A 23,681-nucleotide genomic window follows, 5' to 3' on the forward strand; every position below is an offset into this window, starting at 1 on the left:
CTCATTTCAGACTAAATGTACATGATCAGCAAGATACTGGTGAGCAATAAAAAACGCCCGGTAAAATTCACCGGGCGTTACAGATAGTATTCTGTCTAATTAAGCTTTAGTCGACTGGGCGGCACATTTCACCCGGATCGCCTGAATCACCATCGGTAACAGTGATATCACAATGATTCCCATCATCAACATCGTGAAGTTTTTACGCACAAACTCCTGCTGCCCGAATTCAAAACCGGCATAGACAAATGACATAACCCAAATCGCACCGCCAATCAGGTTGAACGCCATAAACCGCTTATAGGTCATCGCCCCCATACCTGCCACAAACGGCGCAAATGTGCGGATGATCGGAATGAAGCGGGTAATGATGATGGTTTTACCGCCATGCTTTTCAAAGAAAGCATGCGTTTTTTCCAGATGATCCTTCCGGAACACTTTAGAGTTCGGATTCTGGAACAATTTTTCACCGAAAAAGTGGCCGACGGTGTAGTTGACAATATTACCGGTTACGGCAGCGGTCATCAGCAGCATCACCAGCGTATGCACATTCATGGATTCCGGCGAGCCCTGTGTTGCCGCCACCAGCGCACCCGCCGCGAACAGTAGGGAATCACCCGGCAGAAACGGCGTCACCACAAAACCGGTTTCGCTGAAAATAATCAGAAAGAGAATGCCATAAACCCAGATACCGTAGGTGGTAAAGAGTTCCTGCAGATGCACATCGATGTGTAATACAAAATCGACGATCAGATGTAACCATTCCATAAATGAGATCCCGCTCAAAAAGTTGTGCAGAGTCTAAGCGATCCTATTCGGGGCGGCAATCGCCCCGGAGAGAGATTTTTATTCGTTTTTTCGGAATGATCAGGATGGTTTTCTCGTAATGGCATCCAGTTCTGCCAGTTTCTGCACCATTTGATTCCGGACAGTTTCTGTCAGGTCTTTCACTGTCTCACGGCTCCATTGTTTGGTATCCACCGGCGGCATTACCTCGACGATAATTTCACCATTATCCCAGCGGTTTAAATCAATCTGATCCGCATAACTGGAACAGACGATCGGGACAATCGGCACTTCAGCCATCAGCGCAGTATGGAACGCACCGGTTTTGAACGGCAGTAATCCGCGGCCTTTTGAACGGGTTCCTTCCGGAAACATCCAGATTGAAATGCCTCGCTCTTTAATCTTGGCAACTACCTGTTTCATCGAATCCACCGCACGACTGCGGTTGGCGCGATCAACCAGAATATTACCGCTCAGGTAATAGAGAATGCCGAAAAATGGTACCCAAACCAGATTTTTTTTACCCATCGAGACCACACCCGGCAGGTTGCAGCCAGTCGTAACGAAAATATCGTAATTGGACTGATGATTCACCGCATACACCACAGAACCAATGTTCCGGCTGCAATCCGGAATGATGGATTTTACTTTTACACCAAACACCGGACACATCATGTTCAGCATCCGGCCAAGCAGAAAGACATTGTTTTTATGACGCGGACGCGCCAGGCAAATCACCAGCCCGACCAAAAACCAGACGATCATTAAAAATATCAGTACGATGATTCTCAGAATTTTTAACATCAAAATACCCTTTATACTTCGCTGTTGGTTGCCATCGGTTCAAGCTCGATCCGATCAACCCGTTGTAAGCCCCGCGGTAACTTGGCACCACGACGACCACGTTCACCATGATAGAGCGCCATGTCTGCCGGTTTTAATGTCAGCTTCCGTTTACCGGCATACAGTGTGACCGCCTGCTCGGCACGGACAACCGCAACATGGATAACGAACTCTTCCCGGCTGGCCACTTTATCTGCCGGAATGCCAATCAGTTTGTTGCCTTTGCCTTTACCTAACTGAGGCAAGGTATTCAGCGGGAATAGCAGCATCCGGCCTTCATTACTGATCACCAGACATAAAGCATCATCCGATTTTGCAGCAAGCTGTGGTGGTAATACCTGCGCTCCTTCCGGCAGCGTCAGTAACGCCTTACCGTTTTTATTTTTACTGATCAGGTCACTGTAGGCACACAGGAAACCATAACCGGCATCAGAACAAATCAGATAGGTTTCTTCTTCATTACCCAACAACACATAGCGGGTTTGTTCCCCGGCTGTGAAACTGAGTTTACCGGTCAGCGGTTCACCCTGTCCCCGTGCCGACGGCAAGGTGTGCGTCTCCAGCGAGTAGGTCCGGCCCAGATTGGTCATGAATACGGCCTGCTGGTTACTGCGTCCCGGTGCGCTGGCCAGATAGCTGTCACCCGCTTTGTAACTCAGTCCCTGCACATCCACATCATGGCCTTTCGCGGCTCGCACCCAGCCCATTTCTGAAACCACGACAGTGACCAGTTCGCTTGGAGTCAGCTCTTTTTCCGTCAGTTGCTTCGCTTCCTGACGTTCTACCAGTGGCGAACGGCGCTCGTCACCATATTTCTCGGCATCAGTCTGGATCTCTTTTTTCAGCAGATTGCCCAGCTTGCGTTCAGAGCCCAGCAGACCTTCGAGGTACTCACGTTCTTTATTCAGCTCATCCTGTTCACCACGGATCTTGATCTCTTCCAGCTTCGCCAGATGACGCAGTTTCAGATCCAGGATCGCTTCCGCCTGAATATCCGACAGGCCAAAGCGGCGCATCAGTTCCGCTTTCGGCTCATCTTCATAACGGATGATGGCAATCACTTCGTCGATATTGAGATAGGCGATCAGCAAACCGTCCAGGATATGCAGACGATTCAGCACCTTATCCAGGCGGAACTGCAGACGGCGACGCACCGTTTCCCGGCGGAACGACAGCCACTCGCTCAGAATGGTACGCAGATCCTTCACCTGCGGGCGATGATCCAGCCCCAGCATGTTGAGGTTTACGCGGTAGCTCTTTTCCAGATCGGTACTGGCGAACAGATGCTGCATCAGCTGTTCCACATCAATGCGGTTAGAGCGCGGCACAATCACCAGACGGGTCGGGTTTTCATGATCGGATTCATCGCGCAGATCACTGACCATCGGCAGTTTTTTCGCCTGCATCTGCGCGGCGATCTGCTCCATGATACGGGCACCGGAAGCCTGATGCGGCAGTGCGGTGATGACGATATCACCGTCTTCCATATGATAAACCGCGCGCGCTCTGATGGAGCCACGGCCCTGTTCATAGATCTTGCGGATATCCGAACGGGGCGTGATGATCTCGGCTCTGGTCGGATAATCCGGCCCCTGCACATACTCCAGCAGATCTGCTGTCGTGCTGTCCGGCCGCTCCAGTAAAGCGATACAAGCCTGCGCCACTTCGCGCACGTTATGCGGCGGAATATCGGTGGCCATACCAACCGCAATCCCCGTGACGCCGTTCAGCAGAATATGCGGCAGCCGGGCCGGCAGGATCTGCGGCTCTTTCATGGTGCCGTCAAAGTTTGGCTGCCATTCCACCGTGCCCTGATCCAGCTCGCTTAATAACAACTCAGAGAAACGGGATAACCGCGCCTCGGTGTAACGCATGGCCGCGAACGATTTCGGATCATCCGGCGCCCCCCAGTTCCCCTGCCCATCGACCAGCGGGTAACGGTAAGAAAATGGCTGCGCCATCAGCACCATGGCTTCATAGCATGCCGAATCACCGTGCGGATGATATTTACCGAGCACATCCCCGACAGTACGGGCTGATTTCTTGTGTTTTGCCAGTGCTGACAGGCCCAGTTCGCTCATGGCATAGACGATACGGCGCTGTACGGGTTTCAGGCCGTCGGCAATATGCGGCAGCGCACGATCCATGATCACATACATGGAGTAGTTGAGATAAGCCTGCTCAGTGAAGGTTCGCAGCGGCTGACGCTCGACACCTTCCAGACTCAGTTCAGCATCACTCATGTTTCTTATTCTCTTGGTATCTCTCTGATTACTGGGTGCTAGCCTATCATAATCACTGCCTGACAGCGCGATATTTGCAGCCTGACAGCCTGACAACCTCTCGCTACCTGACAGTGATCGTGCTGTAATAGCGCCGTAAAAAATGAGGTGAAAATATGACAGCAACTGATAACCAAAACGATCAACTTATCGATCAGGCTTACGAACTTTTTCTCGAGCTGGCGGCCGATAATCTGGATGAAGCGACTATTGCCCTATTCAACCGGGAGTTCCCGGAACATGGCGGATTGGGTGACTGCGAACCGGAAGCCGACTGGGAAGAAGAAATTCAGGCGGAAGTGAAACCCGAAGAATGGCTGGAAGTCCGGGTCGGTTTGCTGAATGCGGATGAAGAATTAGAATACCTGTTTGCCCGCATGCTGATTAACCGCGATCCGGAAAGTCAGGAATGCCATATTCTGTGGCAGCCGGAATAAGCCATTTTTAATTCAGAACCCCGGCGTAAAAGGGCCTGGTTATGCCAGAGTCATCGACGGGGTTTACGCCCCCGTAATGTCCGGTTCTGCTGCCACTCGCCCAGCGTGGCGGTAAGCTCCGCTCCCAGCAGTACCACCAGCCAGCTCACGTACAGCCATACCATCAGAATAGGAATACCAGCCAACGCGCCATATATCGATTTGTAGGTGCTGAAATGCTGTACATAATAGGAAAATACGCTTTTGGCACCCTCAAACAATAAAGCGGCTGTCATGGCACCAATAAAAGCATGCCGCCACATGACCACAATTGTGGGCACCAGCTTATAGAGCAGTAAAATGCCGCCAGTCGAAAGCAGATAAGGAAAAATAGTAGCGGCAGTGTCACTGACCGATACCACAACAGATACATCCCACCACTTTTGCGCCTTGACATACGACGAGAGCAATAAGCTGCCACCGACCAATACTGGCACCACAATCAGCATCGATACATAGATAACCCAGGTTTTATACCATTTGCGTTGTCCACGGGTACGCCAGATATGATTCAGGTTCTCGTCCACAGCCGCAATCAGTAATACGGCCACAACCAATAACGTTAATAATCCGATAGAGGTAGTCTGGGACGCGTTTTTCACAAATAGCGAAAAATGATAGCGGAATGCAATTTCCGTCTCCGGCACCAGATTGCTAAAAATAAACACCTCAACCTGACGACGAAGATGAGAAAAGCGTGGCATCCAGGAGAATACGGAAAACACCACGGCAAGGAATGGAACAATTGATAATAGAGAAACATACGCCAGATGGCCCGCCAGTACCGGCAACCGGTCATGCCAGACCCGTTTCCGGAAAAAGGCAGAGAAACGGCGGATACGCAGACAAAACAGGCGACTCTTTGCCCAGCGCTGATTACGCAGCGCCAGTAATCGGGTTGGATCCTGAACCATCTCTATCCTCTGAGCTGCTAATACCACGCCTAGCATACCGCTGAAAAAAAATACATGTACCTGAAAATTAGATTTAAAAATTAGAAAAGCCAGTGCTGGAGCGGCTTAAAAGGCAATTATCTAATTTTTAGTGACTTATCTAACTTCTCTGTCCATTTTACCATCAATCTTAAGGTTTTTTATGATAGAAAATTAGATTCGTATCTAATACAAAATATCTAATTTATTGTAGCTTCGGTGGAATATGGCTGCCAGTCACCAGATACATGGCATTTTATCTTGCATCACCTGATAAGCTAATGCAGGTGTCGGCATTACACCATAAAAAGCAGGTTTAACACCGGCCTGAATCATCGCAGCTGCACAACATCGCATAGCTACTTGATCGATTATTGATGGCTAATGCCATCTGAATGTCATCAAACTCTTGGCGCATAATAGCCACAAATGCATGTGTAAAAGCAGCACAAACCTGTGGCATGAAATCAACAACAAAACCTCGCGCACCACTTGTTCCGAACACAATACCACCTTCAGAAATAACAACTTTAGTACTCAATATAACTGCCATAAATAACCAGATCTCTTTTATAGATATAAAATTTATAAATTTTTTTGTAAGACATACAGGAAAACCCAACAAAAAAATCATGTGTAAACCATATTTATTTGCAATCAAAAATCATTATGAAAGTATCAAATAAGCAGATGGAAATAGCTGTTTATTTTCATATAAAATTCGTTTAAATTATATTACCACCTAACCGAACAAATATGTATATTCAGACATGCAAGCAAAATGTTTTCTTTTTGATTTAGATGGCACATTAATTGATTCATTACCAGCATCAGAAAGAGTTTGGACCCAATGGGCGCATGAACACAACGTTCTTGTTAATGATGTTTTAAATTATATCCATGGTAGACAAGCGGTAGAATCATTACGACATTTCATGCAAGGCTGTACTGAAAATGAAGTTCAGCTGGCATTATTAGATCTGGAAAGAAGAGAGTGTAATGAAACTCATGACATTGCTGAAATTGACGGTGCGATTAATTTCCTAAATGAGTTAAATCGACATAAAACTCCTTGGGCTATTGTAACGTCTGGTACTCCAAAACTCGCTCGAGCTCGACATCAAGCGGCAAAGTTGCCAATGCCATCTTTATTTATTACCGCTGAACATATTAAAAACAGCAAACCTCATCCAGAAGCTTATTTATTAGCTGCAAATACTCTTGGTTTTAAGCCTGAGGAATGTATTGTCGTTGAGGACGCACTAGCCGGCATTCAATCTGGTGTTGCAGCCGGATGTCAGGTGATTGCAGTAAATCATAAATATAAAAATGATACGAGTGTCAAACTCCATATCACTTCTTATCATCAAATTGCGTTGAATTTTCTTGAAAATGATATGATTACGGTTTCATTGAAGTAGTTATGTGCTCTAGGAAACCCTGATGAATCATGATCTTATTAATACTCTCGACGGTTTTATGTCTGCAACTGACTCGTTGTCTAAAATCATTTTTTCAGGGGAGACAACAACTCCATTACCAATGGCATATCAGGTCAACTTTCCCCGTTTGGAATTAGTTGTTGATGGTTCAATTGAAATGACTATTGGCGGATATGCTGATGATATCAACAAAATACAACAAACAAGATCAACTGCATTGTTTGTCCCTCCTGATGGATGGAATAAACCAGAATGGATGTCACCGGTAACGACACTAAGCCTTTTATTTAGTAAACAACAAATTGGGTTTAGTTTAATGCATTGGAGTGGATCTAATTTTGAAATTTTAGCTAAAGACCATATTACAATTAGCAAATCCAGAATATGCGAACTGCTTATCCAAGCACTCAATGAAATTTCATTACAAACAGAACATCAAGATACAGCTATTCAATTAGTGAAAGCGCTTATTAGTTTCTCTATTGAGAGCTTAAGAGATACAAAAACTCAGTACTCTCGTGGCTATGCGTTGTTTAACGCAGTAAGGAATTTCATTGAAAAAAATTATCAGCAACCACTCACAAGAGAATCAGTTGCAGCTGAATTTTTTATTTCTCCGAATTATCTTTCTTGGTTGTTCAGGAAAGAGGGCCATATTACGTTTAACGACTTCATTAATTTTGTCCGGTTGGAAAGAGCTAAGTATCTATTGAAGCGGTTTGATATAACTATCCACGAGATAGCACAACAATGTGGTTTCAATGATTCAAATTATTTTTGCCGGATCTTTAAAAAGAAAACCGCACTAGCCCCATCTGAATACAGAAAACAATTTAGAATTAATCAATAATCAGAAGTCTAATCTTGTTCCTTTCGGATGATTGAGGATTTTGTCGATAGCACGGAATAGCTTTTCAGTGTTGAGCATAACATCGCTAATGCTGATTGAGATCAAACGGCAAGGAACATCAAAACGCTCAGCCCCTGCGATATTGATATCAGAAGTGATAATCACAACATCTGCATTTCTGATGTCTTCTTCATCAACGTGTTGCTCAGAACCTAGAACACCTTGGGTTTCCACTATGATTTTATGCCCATAAGTAGCACAATACTTTCTGAGTTTTTCAGCTGCCATATATGTATGAGCCACACCAGTGACACACGCAGTCACAGCCACTATATTCAAATTAGTTTTCATCTTGAACTCAAAACATAGTAGAAAATATTGCGATAATACTACTATGTTTTATATTTTTTATCAAGTTACATACAAATGTGACATTTGTTTTATATAAAAAGGGGAGCTTACTCCCCTTTTTATTAATAGCTATGCACTCTGCTTAGCCATATATGCTTCTATTTTATCCATCAATTTTTTAGAGCTTCTGATAATTTCACTACAACCAGCTTTAATTACAGGTTTGCCTTTAAATCGTTCTTCACCTTTAATAGCGACATCGGTTGACAAAATCACTATATCAGCACATTTAATTAAATCATTATTTAAAGGATTATCAATCCCTAAAGATCCTTGTGTTTCAACAGTTACTTTCCAACCTTTTTCTTCAGCTGAAGCAATTATTGCTTCAGCTGCCATGTAAGTATGAGCAACCCCTGTAGGGCATGCAGTAACGCCTACTATACTAACCATGATAATATTCTCTCTATAAATTGTTTCTGATATTAAATATTACAAATATCGAAATTCATTTAATTACATTGCAGAGACGGCTTTTGTCAGACCTGGCATATTGAAACATTCGGCTTCATTTTGAATCATGTCTTTAATCTTATTGATTAAATAACGATTCGGTGTGATGCCAAAGTTTTCCAGGTTTTTAAACATGATCTCTTTTTCACGAAGAACTGATTCTTTTTCATAGTTATAGTGACCACTTAATTCACATACAACTTGAAGCAACTCTTCATTCTTCAATAACTCTTCGTCTGTGATATTTTTATGTTCTTCTGTCATCCATTTTTTCCATTTATGACTCAGAACACACTCTTTTTTCAGTTGAGTTGTGAAAGATGAACAATTACTAATCAGACCTTTCGCTGCAAGATCTTTTTCTACTTCATGCAATTTGAGGTATGCGCGCGTTTCAATTGTTCCATAAGCTGGCGCAACGTTCATTGCAGTGATGCCTAATCCAGGGTGTTTCAGAAGAATATCATCAGGTAAGTAGTCGCCATTGTGTTCTTTCAAACCAACACCATAACGAGCAGCAATTTCACCTAAATTGTGTGATTGAACTTCATTAAAATGACCAACATTCTGTGTTAAACGAGTCAAAGTACCTGTCTGACCAACGATAAAGACTGGTTGAGGTAAACCTTTATCTTCCAGACGTTGGCTTAATGTCTTAATGAAGTTTTCATATGTTTCAAGAGATGTTAACCCACCATTGGTTTCTTCAGTGCCTACTTCGTAGAACACTTCTGCGAGGTTATTTTCTTTACGATATTCCTCACAAAACTCAATTAAATCAACAGTACGTTCAAGAACAACGTTGATATCAATTACTTTACCCATCACGTAAGGATCTTTAGTTGGATCGATATGCAACAGATCGAAACCTGCGTTCATATCTTCCATATAAGATTTACGTGCAAGTTTCATCGCTTCAGCTTCTGGCAGGTGATTAGTACGTTCCGCATCACGTTGCCATGGTCCGCCATGGTCACGACATAAGAAATAGTCGCCACCAAAGGATACTTTGTCCGCGATAGCTTTCAGGTCAGCAGCAAAGCGATATTGATCCCAACCGTTTACATAGCCAGCACCAAATTCATCTGCATCAACTTGATTTCGGCTGGCAATGAACATAATTGGCATATCAAGGTCACGGCCCAATTCGAAACAAGCTTGAATCAAATTTGGTGACATAGGGCCAATTCCGAGCATTGTTACTTTATTATTATTTTTTACAATGTAATCTACATATTTCTTTAATGAGTTTTTCATTTTTAACCTCTGGTACTACTTATTGGCTTGTAGGCTTATGGGGTACTGACTCTGCGTTTGGCAGCTTTAATTTAGGGTGATATTAAAATCGTCGTCCGCAGAGTCAGTGATTTCTTGTTTAGAACTTTTCCAGTATTTTTTCAGCAACATAACTACTACAGCTGTAGTCAGTGCGCCTAAAGCAACCGCGATAACATATCCAACAGGGTTACCAACAATCGGCAGAACAATCAGACCGCCCCATGGAGCATGGTTAGTTGCACCGAAAATCAGAGAGACAATTGACGCAACTGCACCACCAACCATATTTGCAGGGATAACACGCAGTGGATCTGATGCAGCAAACGGAATTGCACCTTCACTGATACCGATACAACCCATGATTAATGCTGGTTTACCGGCTTCACGTTCTTCTGAAGTGAATACGCCTTTGAAGAGGAAAGTTGCTAAAGCCATACCCAGTGGTGGTGTACATACTGGTGCAGCTACCGCAGCCATCAGTTCCGGAGTTGTGCCCATCAATGCAACAGCAAAGAAAAAGGCAGTTTTATTCATCGGGCCACCCATGTCGAAGGTGATCATGCAGCCCAGGATGATACCCATCACAACTTTTGATGAGTCCTGCATTCCTGATAACCAATCGCCGAGGAACTTCATGATGCCAGCAATTGGATCGCCGATGATATAGATAACAATCATTCCGGTCAGGAAGGTTCCTAACAATGGAATAATGAAGATTGGCATGATTGATTTCAGAAAATCAGGCAATTTCAAAGACTTGATAATCTGAATGATGTAATAGACAAGGATGCCTGCAATCAAACCAGATAACATGCCACCTAAGAAGCCGGCGCCCATGCTATTTGCCAGATAGGCACCAATTGCGCCTGGAGCAATACCTGCTTTATCACTAATCGAATAGGCAATAAAACCACCTAAGATTGGGATAAATAAGGTCAATCCAGCGATACCAATCGTAGACATTGATTTCAAAATGCCTGCGTCAGGAACAGCTGCTTTACCGCTGATCATGACGGCTAAGGCTAATAAAACACCGCCAGCGACTACGAACGGGATCATATAGGAAACACCGGTCATAAAGTGTTTCCGAGTATCTTTTAGAATCGACAACATAAATATTTCCTTTTGAAGTTGCATTTCAATTTAATATGGATAATTACTTCATCCTGTTATTAACTGGAACCAGAAATTTAAATTGCCATTATTTATGTTCTTTGATTGCTTTGATTAAATTTTCTTTAGTGATACCGAAATGCTCATACAACAATTCAGCAGGAGCCGACTCACCAAATGTTTCCATTCCGATAACAGAACCATCTAACCCTACATATTTAAACCACAGGTCTTTACTTGCAGCTTCAATAGCAACACGGTTTCTAATATTTGTAGGTAATACTGAGTCTTTATATTCTTTAGACTGAGCATCGAAAACATCAGTTGATGGCATTGAAACCACTCTGACATTTATTCCCTGTGTTGCTAATTCATCAGAAGCCTGAATTGCAAGGCTAACTTCAGAGCCTGTTGCAATAATAATTGCCTGGACTTCTCCCTCAGGCTCTTTTAATACATAGCCTCCTTTCTTAACGTTATTTAATTGCTCAGTTGTTCTTATGTGTTGAGCAAGATTTTGTCTGGAGAAAATTAAGGCTGTCGGGCCGTTTTTATTCTCAATCGCAAATTTCCAAGAAACTGCTGTTTCAACCTGGTCGCAAGGGCGCCATGTAGATAAATTAGGTGTACTGCGTAGAGAAGTTAACTGTTCAACAGGCTGATGAGTTGGACCATCTTCACCCAACCCAATAGAGTCATGGGTATATACAAAGATCGAACGTTGCTTCATTAAAGCTGCCATACGAACAGCATTTCTTGCGTATTCCATGAACATCAGGAACGTCGCACCGTAAGGAATAAATCCACCATGTAATGCAACCCCATTCATTAATGCAGACATCCCAAATTCACGGACACCATAATGAATATAGTTACCAGCAGCATTTTCAGGTGTGATTGATTCTGAACCACTCCACATTGTTAGATTTGAAGGCGCTAAATCAGCTGAACCGCCTAATAGTTCGGGCAAGAATGCTGCGTAAGCTTCAATCGCATTCTGACTTGCCTTACGAGAAGCCAAAGTCGCTGGTTCAGCCTGCAATTTTTCAACGAAACTAACTGATTTTGCAGCCCAAGTTTCAGGAAGTTCACCATTTACACGGCGAGTAAACTCTTGTGCTAACTCTGGAAATTGTTTGCTGTACTCAGCGAATTGTTTATCCCATGCGCTTTCTTTTACTTGACCAATTTCTTTGGCGTCCCACATAGCAGCGATTTCAGTTGGGATAACAAATGGCTCATATGACCAGCCTAAAGCCTCACGAGCAGCTTGAACTTCAGCCGCGCCTAAAGGTGAACCGTGACAGTCATGTGAACCTGATTTATTTGGAGAACCAAAACCAATGATTGTTTTACAGCAAATTAGCGTTGGTTTATCTGTGACTGACTGAGCTTCTTCGATAGCAGCCTTGATCGCAGCCGCATTATGACCATCAACTTGACGAATAACATGCCAACCGTAAGCTTCGAAACGAGCAGGAGTATTGTCTGTAAACCATCCTTCCACATGGCCATCAATGGAGATCCCATTGTCATCCCAGAACGCGACCAGTTTGCCCAGTTTCAATGTACCAGCAAGTGAACAGACTTCATGAGAAATACCTTCCATCATGCATCCATCGCCCATGAATACATAAGTGAAGTGATCAACGACATCAAGACCTGGGCGGTTAAAATGAGCGCCTAACACCTTCTCAGCCAAAGCCATACCGACACCATTTGCGATGCCTTGACCAAGAGGGCCTGTAGTTGTTTCTACGCCTGGTGCATAACCGTATTCAGGATGACCTGGAGTTTTAGAATGTAACTGACGGAACTGTTTCAGGTCTTCAATACTAAGATCGTAACCAGTCAGATGTAACAATGAATACAGCAACATTGAACCGTGGCCATTTGACAGAATGAAACGGTCTCGGTTACTCCATTGAGGATTTGAAGGGTTGTGATTCATGAAATCACGCCATAAAACTTCAGCAATATCGGCCATGCCCATTGGTGCGCCAGGATGACCTGAATTCGCTTTTTGAACCGCATCCATTGATAAAGCGCGTATAGCATTCGCTAGAACTCGACGTTCCATAAAAAACTCCAGTAATAAATATTTAATTCAGAAATATTGAAGATCAGATGCTATTTAATTTCTCAATAATAATTTTCTCTAATTTTTCCTGATCTTGAGCAAATGCTCTGATACCTTCTGAGAGTTTTTCTACTGCCATCGCATCCTGATTATGTTCCCAACGGAAACCTGGCTCGGTAATTTCTGTCTTCGTAATAGCTGTATTATTTAAATCACGGATAGCAGGAATAATATCACCATCCATATTGCTCAATGCTTTTAATAAATCAGGGCTAATAGTTAATCGGTCACAACCAGTAAGGGCAATGATCTCATCAACATTTCTAAAACTAGCGCCCATAACAACAGTTTTATAATTATTTGATTTGTAGAAGTTATAGATATTTTTAACTGACAATACGCCTGGGTCATTCTCAGCAGTAAAAGTTGTTCCTGTTTTAGCCTTATACCAATCCATAATTCGGCCAACAAATGGAGAAATCAGATATACACCAGCATCGGCACATGCTTTGGCTTGTGCAGTTGAGAATAATAAAGTCAGGTTACAATTTACACCTTCTGCTTCAAGCACTTTCGCTGCTTGAATACCTTCCCAAGTTGAAGCGATTTTAATTAAAATACGGTCTTTAGTTACTCCGTATGATTCATACAGATCAATAAGTTCTTTTGCTTTTCTTATTGTTTTCTGTGTATCGAAAGAAAGTCTTGCATCAACCTCGGTAGATATACGACCAGGAACAATATTTAAAATTTCCTTACCAATACCAACAGCCAACAAATCAGAAATATATGACACTTTCATATCGCTAGGCAGATTTTCTTTCTCAACTTTAACTAAAGCATCATCGAGAAGATAATTATATTTACCGCTAGCCATAGCTTTTAAAATCAGCGATGGGTTTGTTGTTGCATCTTCTGGTTTTAATTCTTTGATTGAATCGATATCACCAGTGTCTGCTACAATAATTGTGTGTCTTTTTAAAGCCTCTAATTTGTTCATTACTGCACCCTTACGCCAGATGTTCATTAAATATATCGTGAATTTGACTAGTGGAATTAGAATCAAATATTTGATTTCTAAAATCCTTGTTCATTATTTTCTTTGCAAGTTTAGAGAAAATCTTCATATGATCATTTCCACCTGCATCTACAGATTCTTTACGCAAAGCCAGCATGACAATAACTGAGACTTCAGAGTTACCCCAATTAATTGGTTCAGCTAATTTACAGATACTAATTGTATTACTAAGCATTTGTTCTGATTTTGAATGAGGAATAGCAAACCCAAATCCAATATCTGTTGTATATGCTTCTTCCCTTAACCATAAGTCATCAATAAACTTAAATCTATTTTTGCATCTACCAGCTAGATATAATTTATCAACGATACCTTTTAATGCTTCTTCTTTATTTTTGAAATCAGCATCATATAAGATGCAATCTTCAGAAATAATACTGTCATTCCTAATCTGTGTTTGTTCATGTTCTAAAAGATATTCGACTTCTTCTGCTGTTTTTGCATTGCAGAGTTTATCCACCAACGCAGAACACAAATTAAAATCTAATTTTGATAGTTCTTCTTTAGTTCTGGCAATAGCATTGCAGCTCATACTAATTTCATCTAAACCCAGACCTGTCAGGATTGGTAATGCTTTCTGCATTCCACCCATTTCACCGCAGAGACCAATCCATTTACCGTTCTTATGAACACTGTCTGCAATGAATTTCAGAGCTTTGATAAAAGCAGGACTGAAACAATTATAATATTTGCTGACGTTGTGGTTATCCCGATCGACAGCAATCAGATATTGCGTTAAATCGTTGCTACCAATACTAAGGAAATCAAGGTGTTCGCAGCAAGCATCGATCATAAACATGATAGATGGTACTTCAATCATGATGCCTAGTTGATACGAATCACTATAAGTTAACCCCAGATCTCTTAAGGTTGTTTTTGCTTTTTCAACCTCGGACTTAATCCAAAGAACCTCTTCATATGAAGAAACCATTGGCACCATTATTTTTATTTTCCCTAATGGTGTAGCACGCAGAATTGCTTTTAACTGATCTTGGAAGAGTTGGTTATATTCTTCACAAATTCGAACACCTCTATATCCTAAAAACGGATTATGTTCTTTTGGAATTTTGATAAATTCAGCAGGTTTGTCACCGCCAATATCCATTGTGCGAATAATGACTGGTTTTCCATCTGCAAATTTAACTGCGGTGCAAAATGCCTGATATAACTCTTCCTCCGTTGGTGCTGATGGTCTATCCATATAGAGCATTTCTGTTCTGAAAAGACCAATCCCATCAGCTCCCATAGCAAATGCTTTTTCTGCCTCATCACCAGAGGCGATATTTGCAGCTATTTCAAATGATTTGCCATCATTTGTACATCCAGCAGATTTACTATGAACGTTTTGCTTTATGGCTTGTAGGCTTAATACTGTAGATTCTTGTTGATAATAACGAGATACCTCATCATTCATCTCGTAAACAACAATTCCGAAATCACCATCAAGAATTACAGTTTTATTTTCTAATGATGACAATGCTGATGTTTCAATACCAAGCACTGTTGGAATGCCAAATGATCTAGCCAGAATAATTGTATGTGATGTTGCTCCAGCATGGGTTAATACTAGACCTTTTAGGTATTTTTTATCCATATCAATAAACTGACCTGGAGTCAGGTTATCAGCAACACAAATTGAATCTTCTGTCAGTTTGAATTCATTTTTAACTGATACATCTGGAGCAAGAATACTAAGAATTTCACTCGCAACATCAATTACATCTAACTCTCTTTCTTTTAGATATTGACTATCAGCATTTCTAAACATTTCACGATAACTATTAATTACACTCATTAATGCAGAAACGCTTCCATCTCCTGTCTTGATGTTTGTTTGTATTTTTTGAATAAAATCTTCATCAGATAAGAAGGATAACTGAAAGTTTAATATTTCTGTTTCTGTTTTAGAGCATGTAGCTAACTTGTCTTGAATTTCTTTGATTGTTTTATCTATCGCACTTACAAACTTATTTTGTTCAGCTTCAACTGGAGAAACAATATAATCAATGTCTTTGAAGTCATCCAAATTTACAGCATTCAACGGTTTGATAATACCTTTGGCTATTCCATGAATAACCGATTTACCTTGAATATAAGTAGGATTTGCTTTTACTAGTGTTCTTGGTAAAGAGGATGCTTCTTCTTCAGTTTCTGTTGTTTCAAGTACAGAATCACAAGCTTCTAATTCATTTTCAATAAAATATGAAACATCTTTAAATGCTTGTTGTTCATCTTCACCAGTAATAACTAATCGACAATCATCCTCAAACAATGTGTTTGTTCCAATTAACGAAAGAACACTTTTAGCGTTGCCTTTATTCTTATTTCTTTCGTTAATCCAAACAATTTCAGAATTAAAACGATTACATAATTTTTCTAAATGGCTGGCGGGTCTGGCATGAATGCCATTTGTTAAAGCACAACGAAAACTATATTCAATACTCATGGTTGCCATAACCCCCAGATATATATTTTAGAAAGCAGAAATGTTTTTTCTTGATGTTATTAAGATAAGTCAGCCTACAAAGACTAGCTATTGGACGGAAGGGTAAAAATCTGGACAAATGTACGATCAAGATAGAAGTGTGACAAACGTCGCAAATATTACCTTGTGTAACAATACGAGTTATTTTTTATAAAAATACATAAATATCAATCATATATATAATGATTGAAGTTAATAAATTGAGCGGACAACGCATCTAAATAAATTTTCGACATCATCAAATCTGGATTTACGTCACATTTATTCCCGTGTAAATGCAAAATCAGGTCATACAGCCCGATCTTTTAAAGAATCTCAAACTCATCAATATGTTTGTAACATCTAGATTCTAGAAATTTGAATAAATGAGCAGGACTTTTATTCAGAATCGAGAGTGTAAAAAATTTGTGTAAGTGGCATTCTGAACACCCTGTTAAAAGGAAACTGGAATGCCAATTACCGACCAAATCCTCGATCAGCTTCTTGCTGATTGTAAATCACCTGAAGACCTGATGGGTGAACAGGGTTTACTCCGTCAGTTAACTAAAAAGCTGGCTGAACGAGCTTTAGAAGCGGAGATGGAACATCATCTTGGTTATCCCAAAAACTCGTCTTCGGGTAAAAACACCGGTAATTCCCGTAATGGGAAAACAACTAAAACCGTTCGCTTGGTTCATGGTGACATTGAACTGGATATTCCCCGTGACCGAAACAGTTCCTTTGAACCTCAACTGGTGAAAAAGGGCGAAAAACAGCTTGGTGGTTTCGATGACCGCATTCTCTCACTTTACGCCAGAGGTATGTCTACCCGGGATATTCAGGCTCATTTTGAAGAAGCCTATGGTGTTGAGGTTTCAGCGACATTTATTTCGCAGGTTACCAATGCCGTACTGGACGAAGTAAAAGCCTGGCAGCAACGGCCACTCGCTGCGGTTTATCCGATTGTCTATCTTGATTGTTTAATCGTTCTTCGGGTGTCGTACAAAACAAGGCCGTTTATCTGGCTCTGGACGTGAACACCGAGGGCGAGAAAGAATTACTGGGGTTATGGCTGGCACAAAATGAAGGCGCCAAGTTCTGGTTCAGTGTCATGAATGAGCTTAAAAATCGGGTGTCACCGATATTTTCATTGCCTGCTTTGACGGCTTGAAAGGGTTTCCAGAGGCCATTGAAGCCGTCTATCCGAAGACGCAAATTCAGCTATGCATTGTGCATCAAATTCGTCATAGTCTGAAATTTGTGCACTGGAAAGAACGCAAGGCGGTAGCTGCCGATTTACGAACCATTTATGCCGCAGCAACCCTGAACGAAGCGGAAGCAGCACTGAAACAATTTGCATCGAACTAGGACAGCCAGCATCCACAAATCAGTCAATCATGGCGAAATAACTGAATCCAGTTGAGCTTCTTTTTTGATTATCCGCCATAGATCCGTAAAGTGATCTATACAACGAATGCGATAGAGTCATTAAATGCCAGTTTGCGGCAAGTAACGAAAACATGGTGTTCATTCCCGAATGATGATGCGATCCTGAAATTGCTGTATCTGGCTTTACATCAGATAGCGAAGAAATAGACAATGCCGTTAAGGGATTGGAAACCCGCCATGAAGCAATTCGTTATCATGTATGGTGACTGTTTACCGATGTGATCAATAAACAGCCACTTACACAGAAAATTTTACAGACTCTCTACTTGATAATCTAAAATTACTACTATTCGTCTAAGTTGAAAGTAAAAAAAGCCCCGCAAATGCGAGGCTTCTTTGATCACCGGTTTCAGCGAAGAATTAATCTTCTTTAGAACCACGGTTAGCACGCTTACGATCCATCTCGGTCAGTAATTTCTTACGAACACGGATGTTCAGCGGTGTCACTTCAACCAGTTCATCATCATCGATGAATTCCATCGCCTGTTCCAGCGTCATTTTGATTGGCGTCGTCAGCACGATCGCTTCGTCAGTACCGGAAGCACGCATGTTGGTCAGCTGTTTACCTTTCAGACAGTTTACTGTCAGATCGTTAGAACGGCTGTGAATACCAATGATCTGGCCTTCGTATACTTCGGTCGCGTGTTCAATGAACAGACGGCCACGATCCTGCAGGTTGAACAGAGCGAAGCCCAGTGCCTTACCGGTCGCGTTAGAGATCAGAACACCGTTCTGACGCTGACCGATAGAACCACCTTTGAACTCGCCGTACTCTTCGAAAGTATGGTACAGCAGACCGGTACCAGAGGTCAGAGTCATGAACTCGGTCTGGAAGCCGATCAGACCACGAGCCGGGATCATATAATCCAGACGTACACGGCCTTTGCCATCCGGCACCATGTTACGCAGGTCAGCTTTACGCTCACCCAGTTTTTCCATCACGGAACCCTGATGCTGTTCTTCGATATCGACAGTCAGCGTTTCCATTGGTTCCATCTTCACGCCATCGATGACACGCATGATAACTTCCGGACGGGATACCGCCAGTTCGAAGCCTTCACGACGCATGTTTTCGATCAGGATACCCAAGTGCAGTTCACCACGGCCAGATACACGGAATTTATCCGGATCTTCGGTTTCTTCCACACGCAGTGCCACGTTGTGACGCAGTTCGTTCTGCAGACGTTCCAGAATATTACGGGAAGTTACGAACTTACCTTCTTTACCGGCAAACGGAGAAGTGTTTACCTGGAAAGTCATGGTCACAGTCGGTTCATCGACAGACAGCGGAGGCAGTGCTTCTACCGCAGCGTTTGAACAGATGGTGTCAGAGATTTTCAGCTCACCCAGACCAGTGATCGCAATGATGTCACCTGCCTGTGCTTCAGTTACTTCAGTCCGGTTCAGACCCAGATAACCCATGACCTGACCAACTTTGCCGGTACGGGTTTTGCCATCAGCACCAACAACAGTAACCTGCATGTTTGGCTTCACGCTACCACGGGTTACACGACCGATCCCGATCACACCTACGTAAGAAGAGTAGTCCAGCTGAGAAATCTGCATCTGGAACTCACCAGCCGGATCGGCTTTTGGCGGTTCAACGAAATCAACGATGGCCTGGAACAGTGGATCCATGTTGTCTGAAGGAATCGATGGGTCCATGGTTGCAAAGCCGTTTAACGCAGAAGCGTAAACGATCGGGAAGTCCAGCTGTTCGTCAGTCGCGCCCAGGTTGTCAAACAGATCAAATACCTGATCAATAACCCAGTCAGGACGTGCGCCCGGACGGTCAATTTTGTTCACAACCACGATTGGACGTAAACCACGGGCAAACGCCTTCTGGGTCACGAAACGGGTCTGTGGCATCGGGCCGTCAACGGCATCAACCAGCAGCAGAACGCAGTCAACCATGGACATTACACGTTCTACTTCACCACCGAAGTCAGCGTGACCTGGGGTGTCTACAATATTAATACGGTAGTCATTCCAGCGAATAGCGGTGTTTTTGGCAAGAATGGTGATCCCGCGTTCTTTTTCCAGATCATTGGAATCCATAACGCGTTCCTGACCTTCCACGGAGCGGTCCAGGGTTCCTGACTGTTGCAACAGTTTGTCAACCAGAGTCGTTTTACCATGGTCAACGTGCGCTATGATCGCAATATTGCGGAGTTTATCTAACATCCTCGCCTCAAGCTAAAAAGTGACTAAAAATCGGGCGCTCATTCTACCTACCCCAACGTGATCTGCATAGCAAATTTGCTGTAAAAACGAAGAGCATATTTTTGCAGGATCTCTGTATAATCATCTTCGGCAGAATGTGCGTGCGTTGCTGCACCACAAGAGAGCACCAATTTAGGGCTTTAACGCACCAAAATGATCCACAAATGGAGCATTGATATGGCGCGATTAACGGTTATCCCTTGATTAACTGAAGAGTTTTTAAGTTGGCCCGCTTTTTGCTCATTAGCGAAAAGAATTTAAATATCGCTATCTGATTTTAATGACACCGGAGGTTAGCTAGCATGTCCGCTGCAAATGTTCTGAATATGATCAAAGAAAACGAAGTTAAATTCGTTGATCTGCGTTTCACTGACACTAAAGGTAAAGAACAACACGTTTCTATTCCTGCACACCAGGTTAACGAAGATTTCTTCGAAGACGGTAAAATGTTCGATGGTTCTTCAATCGCTGGCTGGAAAGGTATCAACGAATCAGACATGGTTCTGATGCCTGACGCAACGACTGCCCTGATGGATCCATTCACCGAAGAGTCTACTCTGATCGTTCGTTGTGACATCCTGGAACCAGCAACCATGAAAGGCTACGATCGTGACCCACGTTCTATCGCCAAACGTGCTGAAGAATACCTGAAAGCAAGCGGTATCGCTGACACCGTTCTGTTCGGACCAGAACCAGAATTCTTCATTTTTGAAGACGTTCGTTTCGAAAACACCATGAGTGGTTCTTTCTTCAAGATCGACGATCCTGAAGCTGCATGGAACTCTGGCAAGTCTTTCGAAGGTGGTAACAAAGGTCACCGTCCAGGCATTAAAGGTGGTTACTTCCCAGTAGCTCCTGTTGACTCTTCACAAGACCTGCGTTCTGCAATGTGTCTGATCCTGGAAGAAATGGGTCAGGTAGTAGAAGCGCACCACCACGAAGTGGCTACTGCTGGTCAGAACGAAATCGCAACCCGTTTCAACACTCTGACTAAGAAAGCGGACGAAGTTCAGGTTCAGAAATACGTTATCCATAACGTAGCTCATGCTTACGGCAAAACTGTAACCTTCATGCCAAAACCAATGTTTGGTGACAACGGTTCAGGTATGCACTGCCACCAGTCTCTGGGTAAAGATGGCAAAAACCTGTTCTCTGGTGACGCATACTGTGGTCTGTCAGAAATGGCACTGTTCTACATCGGCGGTATCATCAAGCACGCTAAAGCACTGAACGCTTTCACTAACCCAACAACCAACTCATACAAACGTCTGGTTCCAGGTTATGAAGCACCAGTAATGCTGGCTTACTCTGCACGTAACCGTTCTGCTTCTATCCGTATCCCTCTGGTACCGAGCCCGAAAGCAGCCCGTATCGAAGTTCGCTTCCCGGATCCAGCAGCTAACCCATACCTGGCGTTCGCTGCACAGCTGATGGCTGGTCTGGACGGTATCATCAACAAGATCCACCCAGGCGATGCTGCAGACAAAGATCTGTACCACCTGCCACCAGAAGAAGCAGCTCAGATCCCACAGGTTTGTGGCTCTCTGGACGAAGCACTGAAATCTCTGGATGCTGACCGTGAGTTCCTGACTCGTGGTGGTGTATTCTCTGAAGACTTCATCGATGCTTACATTGATCTGAAAAACGTTGACGTAGACCGTCTGCGTATGACTCCATCACCAGTAGAATACGAACTGTACTACTCTGTGTAAGTCTCACGTTTCTGAAAAAACCCGCTCCGGCGGGTTTTTTTTTGATTATGATTTAACCTGATGTATTTGTTTGCACTTTATTATTAATCATGAGCAGGGAACCGCACTATGCAACGACTATCAGGTATATGGCTGGCACTGGGTTTATCCTGGGCTGTGCAGGCTGCAGAGGAAAATACGGCCATCTATTACTGGACCGATGCCAACGGCGTGACACACTTCAGTGACCGACCGGTCGCCGGAAAACCAGCGCAGACCATGCAAGTCGAAATTTCAAATCCGCCGGTCAACAACCCGAATCCCGTTCCTGAAACCCCAACAGCAGCAGAACCCGCGGTTTCTTCTGTCAGCTACACACTGAGCATCACCTCTCCGCTGATGGAAGAAACCATCCGGGATGGTGAGGGTAAATTCACCGTCAGCAATCAGCTGACGCCAGCGCTGCTGCCGGATGACGATGCGGCAGCGTTGTTTATTTATGTCGATAGCAGCCGTTATCCCTGTGATACCGCAACCCTGAGCTGTCAGGTGCAAGATCTTGACAGAGGGGCTCACCAGCTGAGAACCGAACTGATCGCACAAACCGGCAAGGTACTTGCATCATCAGAGACAATTACAATTTATTTGTTCCGGCCTAGAGCTATCAGGTAATTTTCGCCTGACAAAAGCACTATTCTGGTTCGGTCGCACCACTATATAACAACGAATAGCACCACATTAGTGCAATCAGTATCCGGGAGATCACCACTGTGAATAGCCGTCCTGATTTACCAAAATTACTGCTGGATAATTTGCTGACGGCCGTCATTCTGCTGGATAAACATCTGATTGTCCGGTATGTCAATCCGGCGGCCGAACAGCTGATGGGTGTCAGTGCCCGCCGGCTGCTGGACCATGCGCTGGAGCAGGTGGTTGATTACATTTCGCTGGATCTGGAACGTTTACGCCATTGCCTGACCCAGGGACAGGGGTTTACCGATAACGAGGTCACCCTGGTGGTCGAAAGCGAACCGCGCAGTGTCGAAGTCAGTGTCATTGCTGTCTATGACAATCAGGAACAGATGGCGCTGGTCGAACTGCGCAAGATTGACCAGCAGAAACGCATCAGTCAGGAGCAGCAGCAACACTCGCAGCAACTGGCGGCCCGGGATCTGGTTCGCGGCCTGGCGCATGAAATCAAAAACCCGTTGGGCGGCTTGCGGGGTGCGGCACAATTGCTGGAAAAAGCGCTACCGGATGAACAACTGAAAGAATATACCGGCATTATCATCGCGCAGGCGGACCGGTTACGGAATCTGGTGGATCGCTTGCTGGGGCCGCAGCGGCCCGGACGGCATCAGGTACATAACGTACATTCTGTCCTGGAGCAGGTGCGCCGTCTGGTGGAAATGGAGCTGCCACCGGGAATCAAGATTGAACGGGATTATGACCCCAGTATTCCTGATTTCGAAATGGAACAGGAACAGCTGCAGCAGGCGTTCCTGAATATAGTCCGTAACGCGGTGGAAGCCATGCACGGGCACGGCACGATCAAACTGAAAACCCGCACCGTCTTTCAGATAACCATCCATGGCAAACGCTACAGGCTGGCAGCAGAGATCCGCATTATTGATGATGGTCCGGGCATACCGGAAAACATCCGGGATACCCTGTTCTATCCGATGGTCACGGGCAAGGAAGGCGGTACTGGTTTAGGTCTCTCGATCGCACAGAATCTGATTGATCAGCATAAAGGCCGTATCGAATGTGTCAGTTGGCCGGGACACACTGAATTTTGCATCTATTTACCGCTTCGTAAGTAATAAGGAT

General features: G+C 43.6%; 19 protein-coding genes and 1 pseudogene. 7 read left to right on the forward strand and 13 right to left on the reverse strand.

Going from position 1 to position 23,681, the window contains the following annotated elements:
- Window positions 1-99 precede the first annotated feature (99 nt).
- The 3 genes from HNR75_RS01495 to parC all read right to left on the reverse strand — a co-directional run bounded on the left by HNR75_RS01495 (window position 100) and on the right by parC (window position 3,872).
- Entirely contained in the window at window positions 100-768 is a 669-nt protein-coding gene (locus HNR75_RS01495; protein WP_188025241.1) for a DedA family protein, read from the reverse strand.
- 99 nt (window positions 769-867) lie between these two features.
- Window positions 868-1,590, reverse strand: a complete 723-nt coding sequence (locus HNR75_RS01500; RefSeq protein WP_188025242.1) for a 1-acylglycerol-3-phosphate O-acyltransferase — start codon at window positions 1,588-1,590, stop codon at window positions 868-870.
- 11 nt (window positions 1,591-1,601) lie between these two features.
- Entirely contained in the window at window positions 1,602-3,872 is a 2,271-nt protein-coding gene (gene parC / locus HNR75_RS01505) for a DNA topoisomerase IV subunit A (RefSeq protein WP_188025243.1), read from the reverse strand.
- 155 nt (window positions 3,873-4,027) lie between these two features.
- On the opposite strand from parC, the gene HNR75_RS01510 reads away from it, so the two are divergent.
- Entirely contained in the window at window positions 4,028-4,348 is a 321-nt protein-coding gene (locus tag HNR75_RS01510) for an HI1450 family dsDNA-mimic protein (protein ID WP_188025244.1), read from the forward strand.
- Between the two features lie 50 nt (window positions 4,349-4,398).
- Here HNR75_RS01510 and HNR75_RS01515 read toward each other — a convergent pair whose 3' ends face one another.
- Complete coding sequence (locus tag HNR75_RS01515; RefSeq protein ID WP_188025245.1) at window positions 4,399-5,301, reverse strand: YihY family inner membrane protein; 903 nt, start codon at window positions 5,299-5,301, stop codon at window positions 4,399-4,401.
- A 334-nt stretch (window positions 5,302-5,635) separates the two neighbouring features.
- A complete protein-coding gene (locus tag HNR75_RS01520) occupies window positions 5,636-5,953 on the reverse strand; it encodes a hypothetical protein (RefSeq protein WP_188025246.1) in 318 nt (105 codons plus the stop codon).
- 136 nt (window positions 5,954-6,089) lie between these two features.
- Here HNR75_RS01520 and HNR75_RS01525 point away from each other — a divergent pair, with 136 nt between their 5' ends.
- Together HNR75_RS01525 and HNR75_RS01530 are read left to right on the forward strand one after the other, a co-directional pair.
- Window positions 6,090-6,740 (forward strand): HAD-IA family hydrolase, encoded by a 651-nt coding sequence (locus HNR75_RS01525; RefSeq protein WP_188025247.1) that lies wholly within the window; start codon window positions 6,090-6,092, stop codon window positions 6,738-6,740.
- Window positions 6,741-6,762: 22 nt separating this feature from the next.
- On the forward strand, window positions 6,763-7,611 hold the full coding sequence (locus HNR75_RS01530) for an AraC family transcriptional regulator (protein WP_188025248.1): 849 nt from the start codon (window positions 6,763-6,765) through the stop codon (window positions 7,609-7,611).
- On the opposite strand, the gene HNR75_RS01535 is transcribed toward HNR75_RS01530, so the two are convergent.
- The 7 genes from HNR75_RS01535 to ptsP form a co-directional block, all read right to left on the reverse strand.
- On the reverse strand, window positions 7,612-7,962 hold the full coding sequence (locus tag HNR75_RS01535) for a PTS fructose transporter subunit IIB (RefSeq protein WP_188025249.1): 351 nt from the start codon (window positions 7,960-7,962) through the stop codon (window positions 7,612-7,614).
- A 129-nt stretch (window positions 7,963-8,091) separates the two neighbouring features.
- Complete coding sequence (locus HNR75_RS01540) at window positions 8,092-8,415, reverse strand: PTS fructose transporter subunit IIB (RefSeq protein ID WP_188025250.1); 324 nt, start codon at window positions 8,413-8,415, stop codon at window positions 8,092-8,094.
- Window positions 8,416-8,478: 63 nt separating this feature from the next.
- The gene (locus HNR75_RS01545; RefSeq protein ID WP_188025251.1) at window positions 8,479-9,732 is read right to left on the reverse strand and encodes a class II D-tagatose-bisphosphate aldolase non-catalytic subunit; all 1,254 of its coding nucleotides are present in this window, start codon (window positions 9,730-9,732) and stop codon (window positions 8,479-8,481) included.
- A gap of 66 nt (window positions 9,733-9,798) precedes the next feature.
- A complete protein-coding gene (locus HNR75_RS01550) occupies window positions 9,799-10,866 on the reverse strand; it encodes a PTS fructose transporter subunit EIIC (RefSeq protein ID WP_188025252.1) in 1,068 nt (355 codons plus the stop codon).
- An 88-nt stretch (window positions 10,867-10,954) separates the two neighbouring features.
- Window positions 10,955-12,946 carry a transketolase gene (gene tkt, locus HNR75_RS01555; protein ID WP_188025253.1) on the reverse strand — a complete coding sequence of 664 codons (1,992 nt, stop codon included), beginning with the start codon at window positions 12,944-12,946 and terminating at the stop codon, window positions 10,955-10,957.
- Window positions 12,947-12,989: 43 nt separating this feature from the next.
- Window positions 12,990-13,973: a transaldolase gene (gene tal / locus HNR75_RS01560; protein ID WP_246358667.1), complete on the reverse strand. Its 984-nt coding sequence runs from the start codon at window positions 13,971-13,973 to the stop codon at window positions 12,990-12,992.
- Window positions 13,957-16,470 carry a phosphoenolpyruvate--protein phosphotransferase gene (ptsP, locus tag HNR75_RS01565; RefSeq protein WP_188025254.1) on the reverse strand — a complete coding sequence of 838 codons (2,514 nt, stop codon included), beginning with the start codon at window positions 16,468-16,470 and terminating at the stop codon, window positions 13,957-13,959. The genes tal and ptsP overlap by 17 nt, the downstream gene beginning before the upstream one ends.
- Window positions 16,471-16,958: 488 nt before the next feature.
- Between ptsP and HNR75_RS01570 the strand changes: the two are divergent.
- Window positions 16,959-18,159 (forward strand): annotated as a pseudogene (locus tag HNR75_RS01570) (IS256 family transposase).
- Between the two features lie 138 nt (window positions 18,160-18,297).
- On the opposite strand, the gene typA reads toward HNR75_RS01570, so the two are convergent.
- Window positions 18,298-20,121 (reverse strand): translational GTPase TypA, encoded by a 1,824-nt coding sequence (typA, locus tag HNR75_RS01575; protein WP_188025255.1) that lies wholly within the window; start codon window positions 20,119-20,121, stop codon window positions 18,298-18,300.
- A 341-nt stretch (window positions 20,122-20,462) separates the two neighbouring features.
- On the opposite strand from typA, the gene glnA reads away from it, so the two are divergent.
- The 3 genes from glnA (at window position 20,463) to glnL (ending at window position 23,674) form a co-directional block, all read left to right on the forward strand.
- A complete protein-coding gene (gene glnA, locus HNR75_RS01580; RefSeq protein WP_188025256.1) occupies window positions 20,463-21,872 on the forward strand; it encodes a glutamate--ammonia ligase in 1,410 nt (469 codons plus the stop codon).
- Between the two features lie 108 nt (window positions 21,873-21,980).
- The gene (locus HNR75_RS01585) at window positions 21,981-22,523 is read left to right on the forward strand and encodes a DUF4124 domain-containing protein (protein WP_188025257.1); all 543 of its coding nucleotides are present in this window, start codon (window positions 21,981-21,983) and stop codon (window positions 22,521-22,523) included.
- Between the two features lie 98 nt (window positions 22,524-22,621).
- On the forward strand, window positions 22,622-23,674 hold the full coding sequence (glnL, locus tag HNR75_RS01590) for a nitrogen regulation protein NR(II) (protein WP_188025258.1): 1,053 nt from the start codon (window positions 22,622-22,624) through the stop codon (window positions 23,672-23,674).
- The last annotated feature ends 7 nt before the right edge of the window (window positions 23,675-23,681 follow it).

The sequence above is a fragment of the Tolumonas osonensis genome (genome assembly GCF_014202415.1).
In the GTDB taxonomy this organism is placed as follows: domain Bacteria; phylum Pseudomonadota; class Gammaproteobacteria; order Enterobacterales; family Aeromonadaceae; genus Tolumonas; species Tolumonas osonensis.

Bases quoted from the DNA above. Each gene is read 5' to 3' on its own strand.
- HNR75_RS01550 (WP_188025252.1), bottom strand. From the start codon at position 10,866: ATGTTGTCGATTCTAAAAGATACTCGGAAACACTTTATGACCGGTGTT.
- ptsP (WP_188025254.1), bottom strand. From the start codon at position 16,470: ATGAGTATTGAATATAGTTTTCGTTGTGCTTTAACAAATGGCATTCAT.
- HNR75_RS01530 (WP_188025248.1), top strand. From the start codon at position 6,763: ATGAATCATGATCTTATTAATACTCTCGACGGTTTTATGTCTGCAACT.
- HNR75_RS01585 (WP_188025257.1), top strand. From the start codon at position 21,981: ATGCAACGACTATCAGGTATATGGCTGGCACTGGGTTTATCCTGGGCT.
- HNR75_RS01500 (WP_188025242.1), bottom strand. From the start codon at position 1,590: ATGTTAAAAATTCTGAGAATCATCGTACTGATATTTTTAATGATCGTC.
- HNR75_RS01515 (WP_188025245.1), bottom strand. From the start codon at position 5,301: ATGGTTCAGGATCCAACCCGATTACTGGCGCTGCGTAATCAGCGCTGG.
- tkt (WP_188025253.1), bottom strand. From the start codon at position 12,946: ATGGAACGTCGAGTTCTAGCGAATGCTATACGCGCTTTATCAATGGAT.
- HNR75_RS01545 (WP_188025251.1), bottom strand. From the start codon at position 9,732: ATGAAAAACTCATTAAAGAAATATGTAGATTACATTGTAAAAAATAAT.
- glnA (WP_188025256.1), top strand. From the start codon at position 20,463: ATGTCCGCTGCAAATGTTCTGAATATGATCAAAGAAAACGAAGTTAAA.
- parC (WP_188025243.1), bottom strand. From the start codon at position 3,872: ATGAGTGATGCTGAACTGAGTCTGGAAGGTGTCGAGCGTCAGCCGCTG.
- HNR75_RS01535 (WP_188025249.1), bottom strand. From the start codon at position 7,962: ATGAAAACTAATTTGAATATAGTGGCTGTGACTGCGTGTGTCACTGGT.
- HNR75_RS01540 (WP_188025250.1), bottom strand. From the start codon at position 8,415: ATGGTTAGTATAGTAGGCGTTACTGCATGCCCTACAGGGGTTGCTCAT.
- HNR75_RS01495 (WP_188025241.1), bottom strand. From the start codon at position 768: ATGGAATGGTTACATCTGATCGTCGATTTTGTATTACACATCGATGTG.
- HNR75_RS01520 (WP_188025246.1), bottom strand. From the start codon at position 5,953: ATGATTTTTTTGTTGGGTTTTCCTGTATGTCTTACAAAAAAATTTATA.
- tal (WP_246358667.1), bottom strand. From the start codon at position 13,973: ATGAACATCTGGCGTAAGGGTGCAGTAATGAACAAATTAGAGGCTTTA.
- typA (WP_188025255.1), bottom strand. From the start codon at position 20,121: ATGTTAGATAAACTCCGCAATATTGCGATCATAGCGCACGTTGACCAT.
- HNR75_RS01510 (WP_188025244.1), top strand. From the start codon at position 4,028: ATGACAGCAACTGATAACCAAAACGATCAACTTATCGATCAGGCTTAC.
- HNR75_RS01525 (WP_188025247.1), top strand. From the start codon at position 6,090: ATGCAAGCAAAATGTTTTCTTTTTGATTTAGATGGCACATTAATTGAT.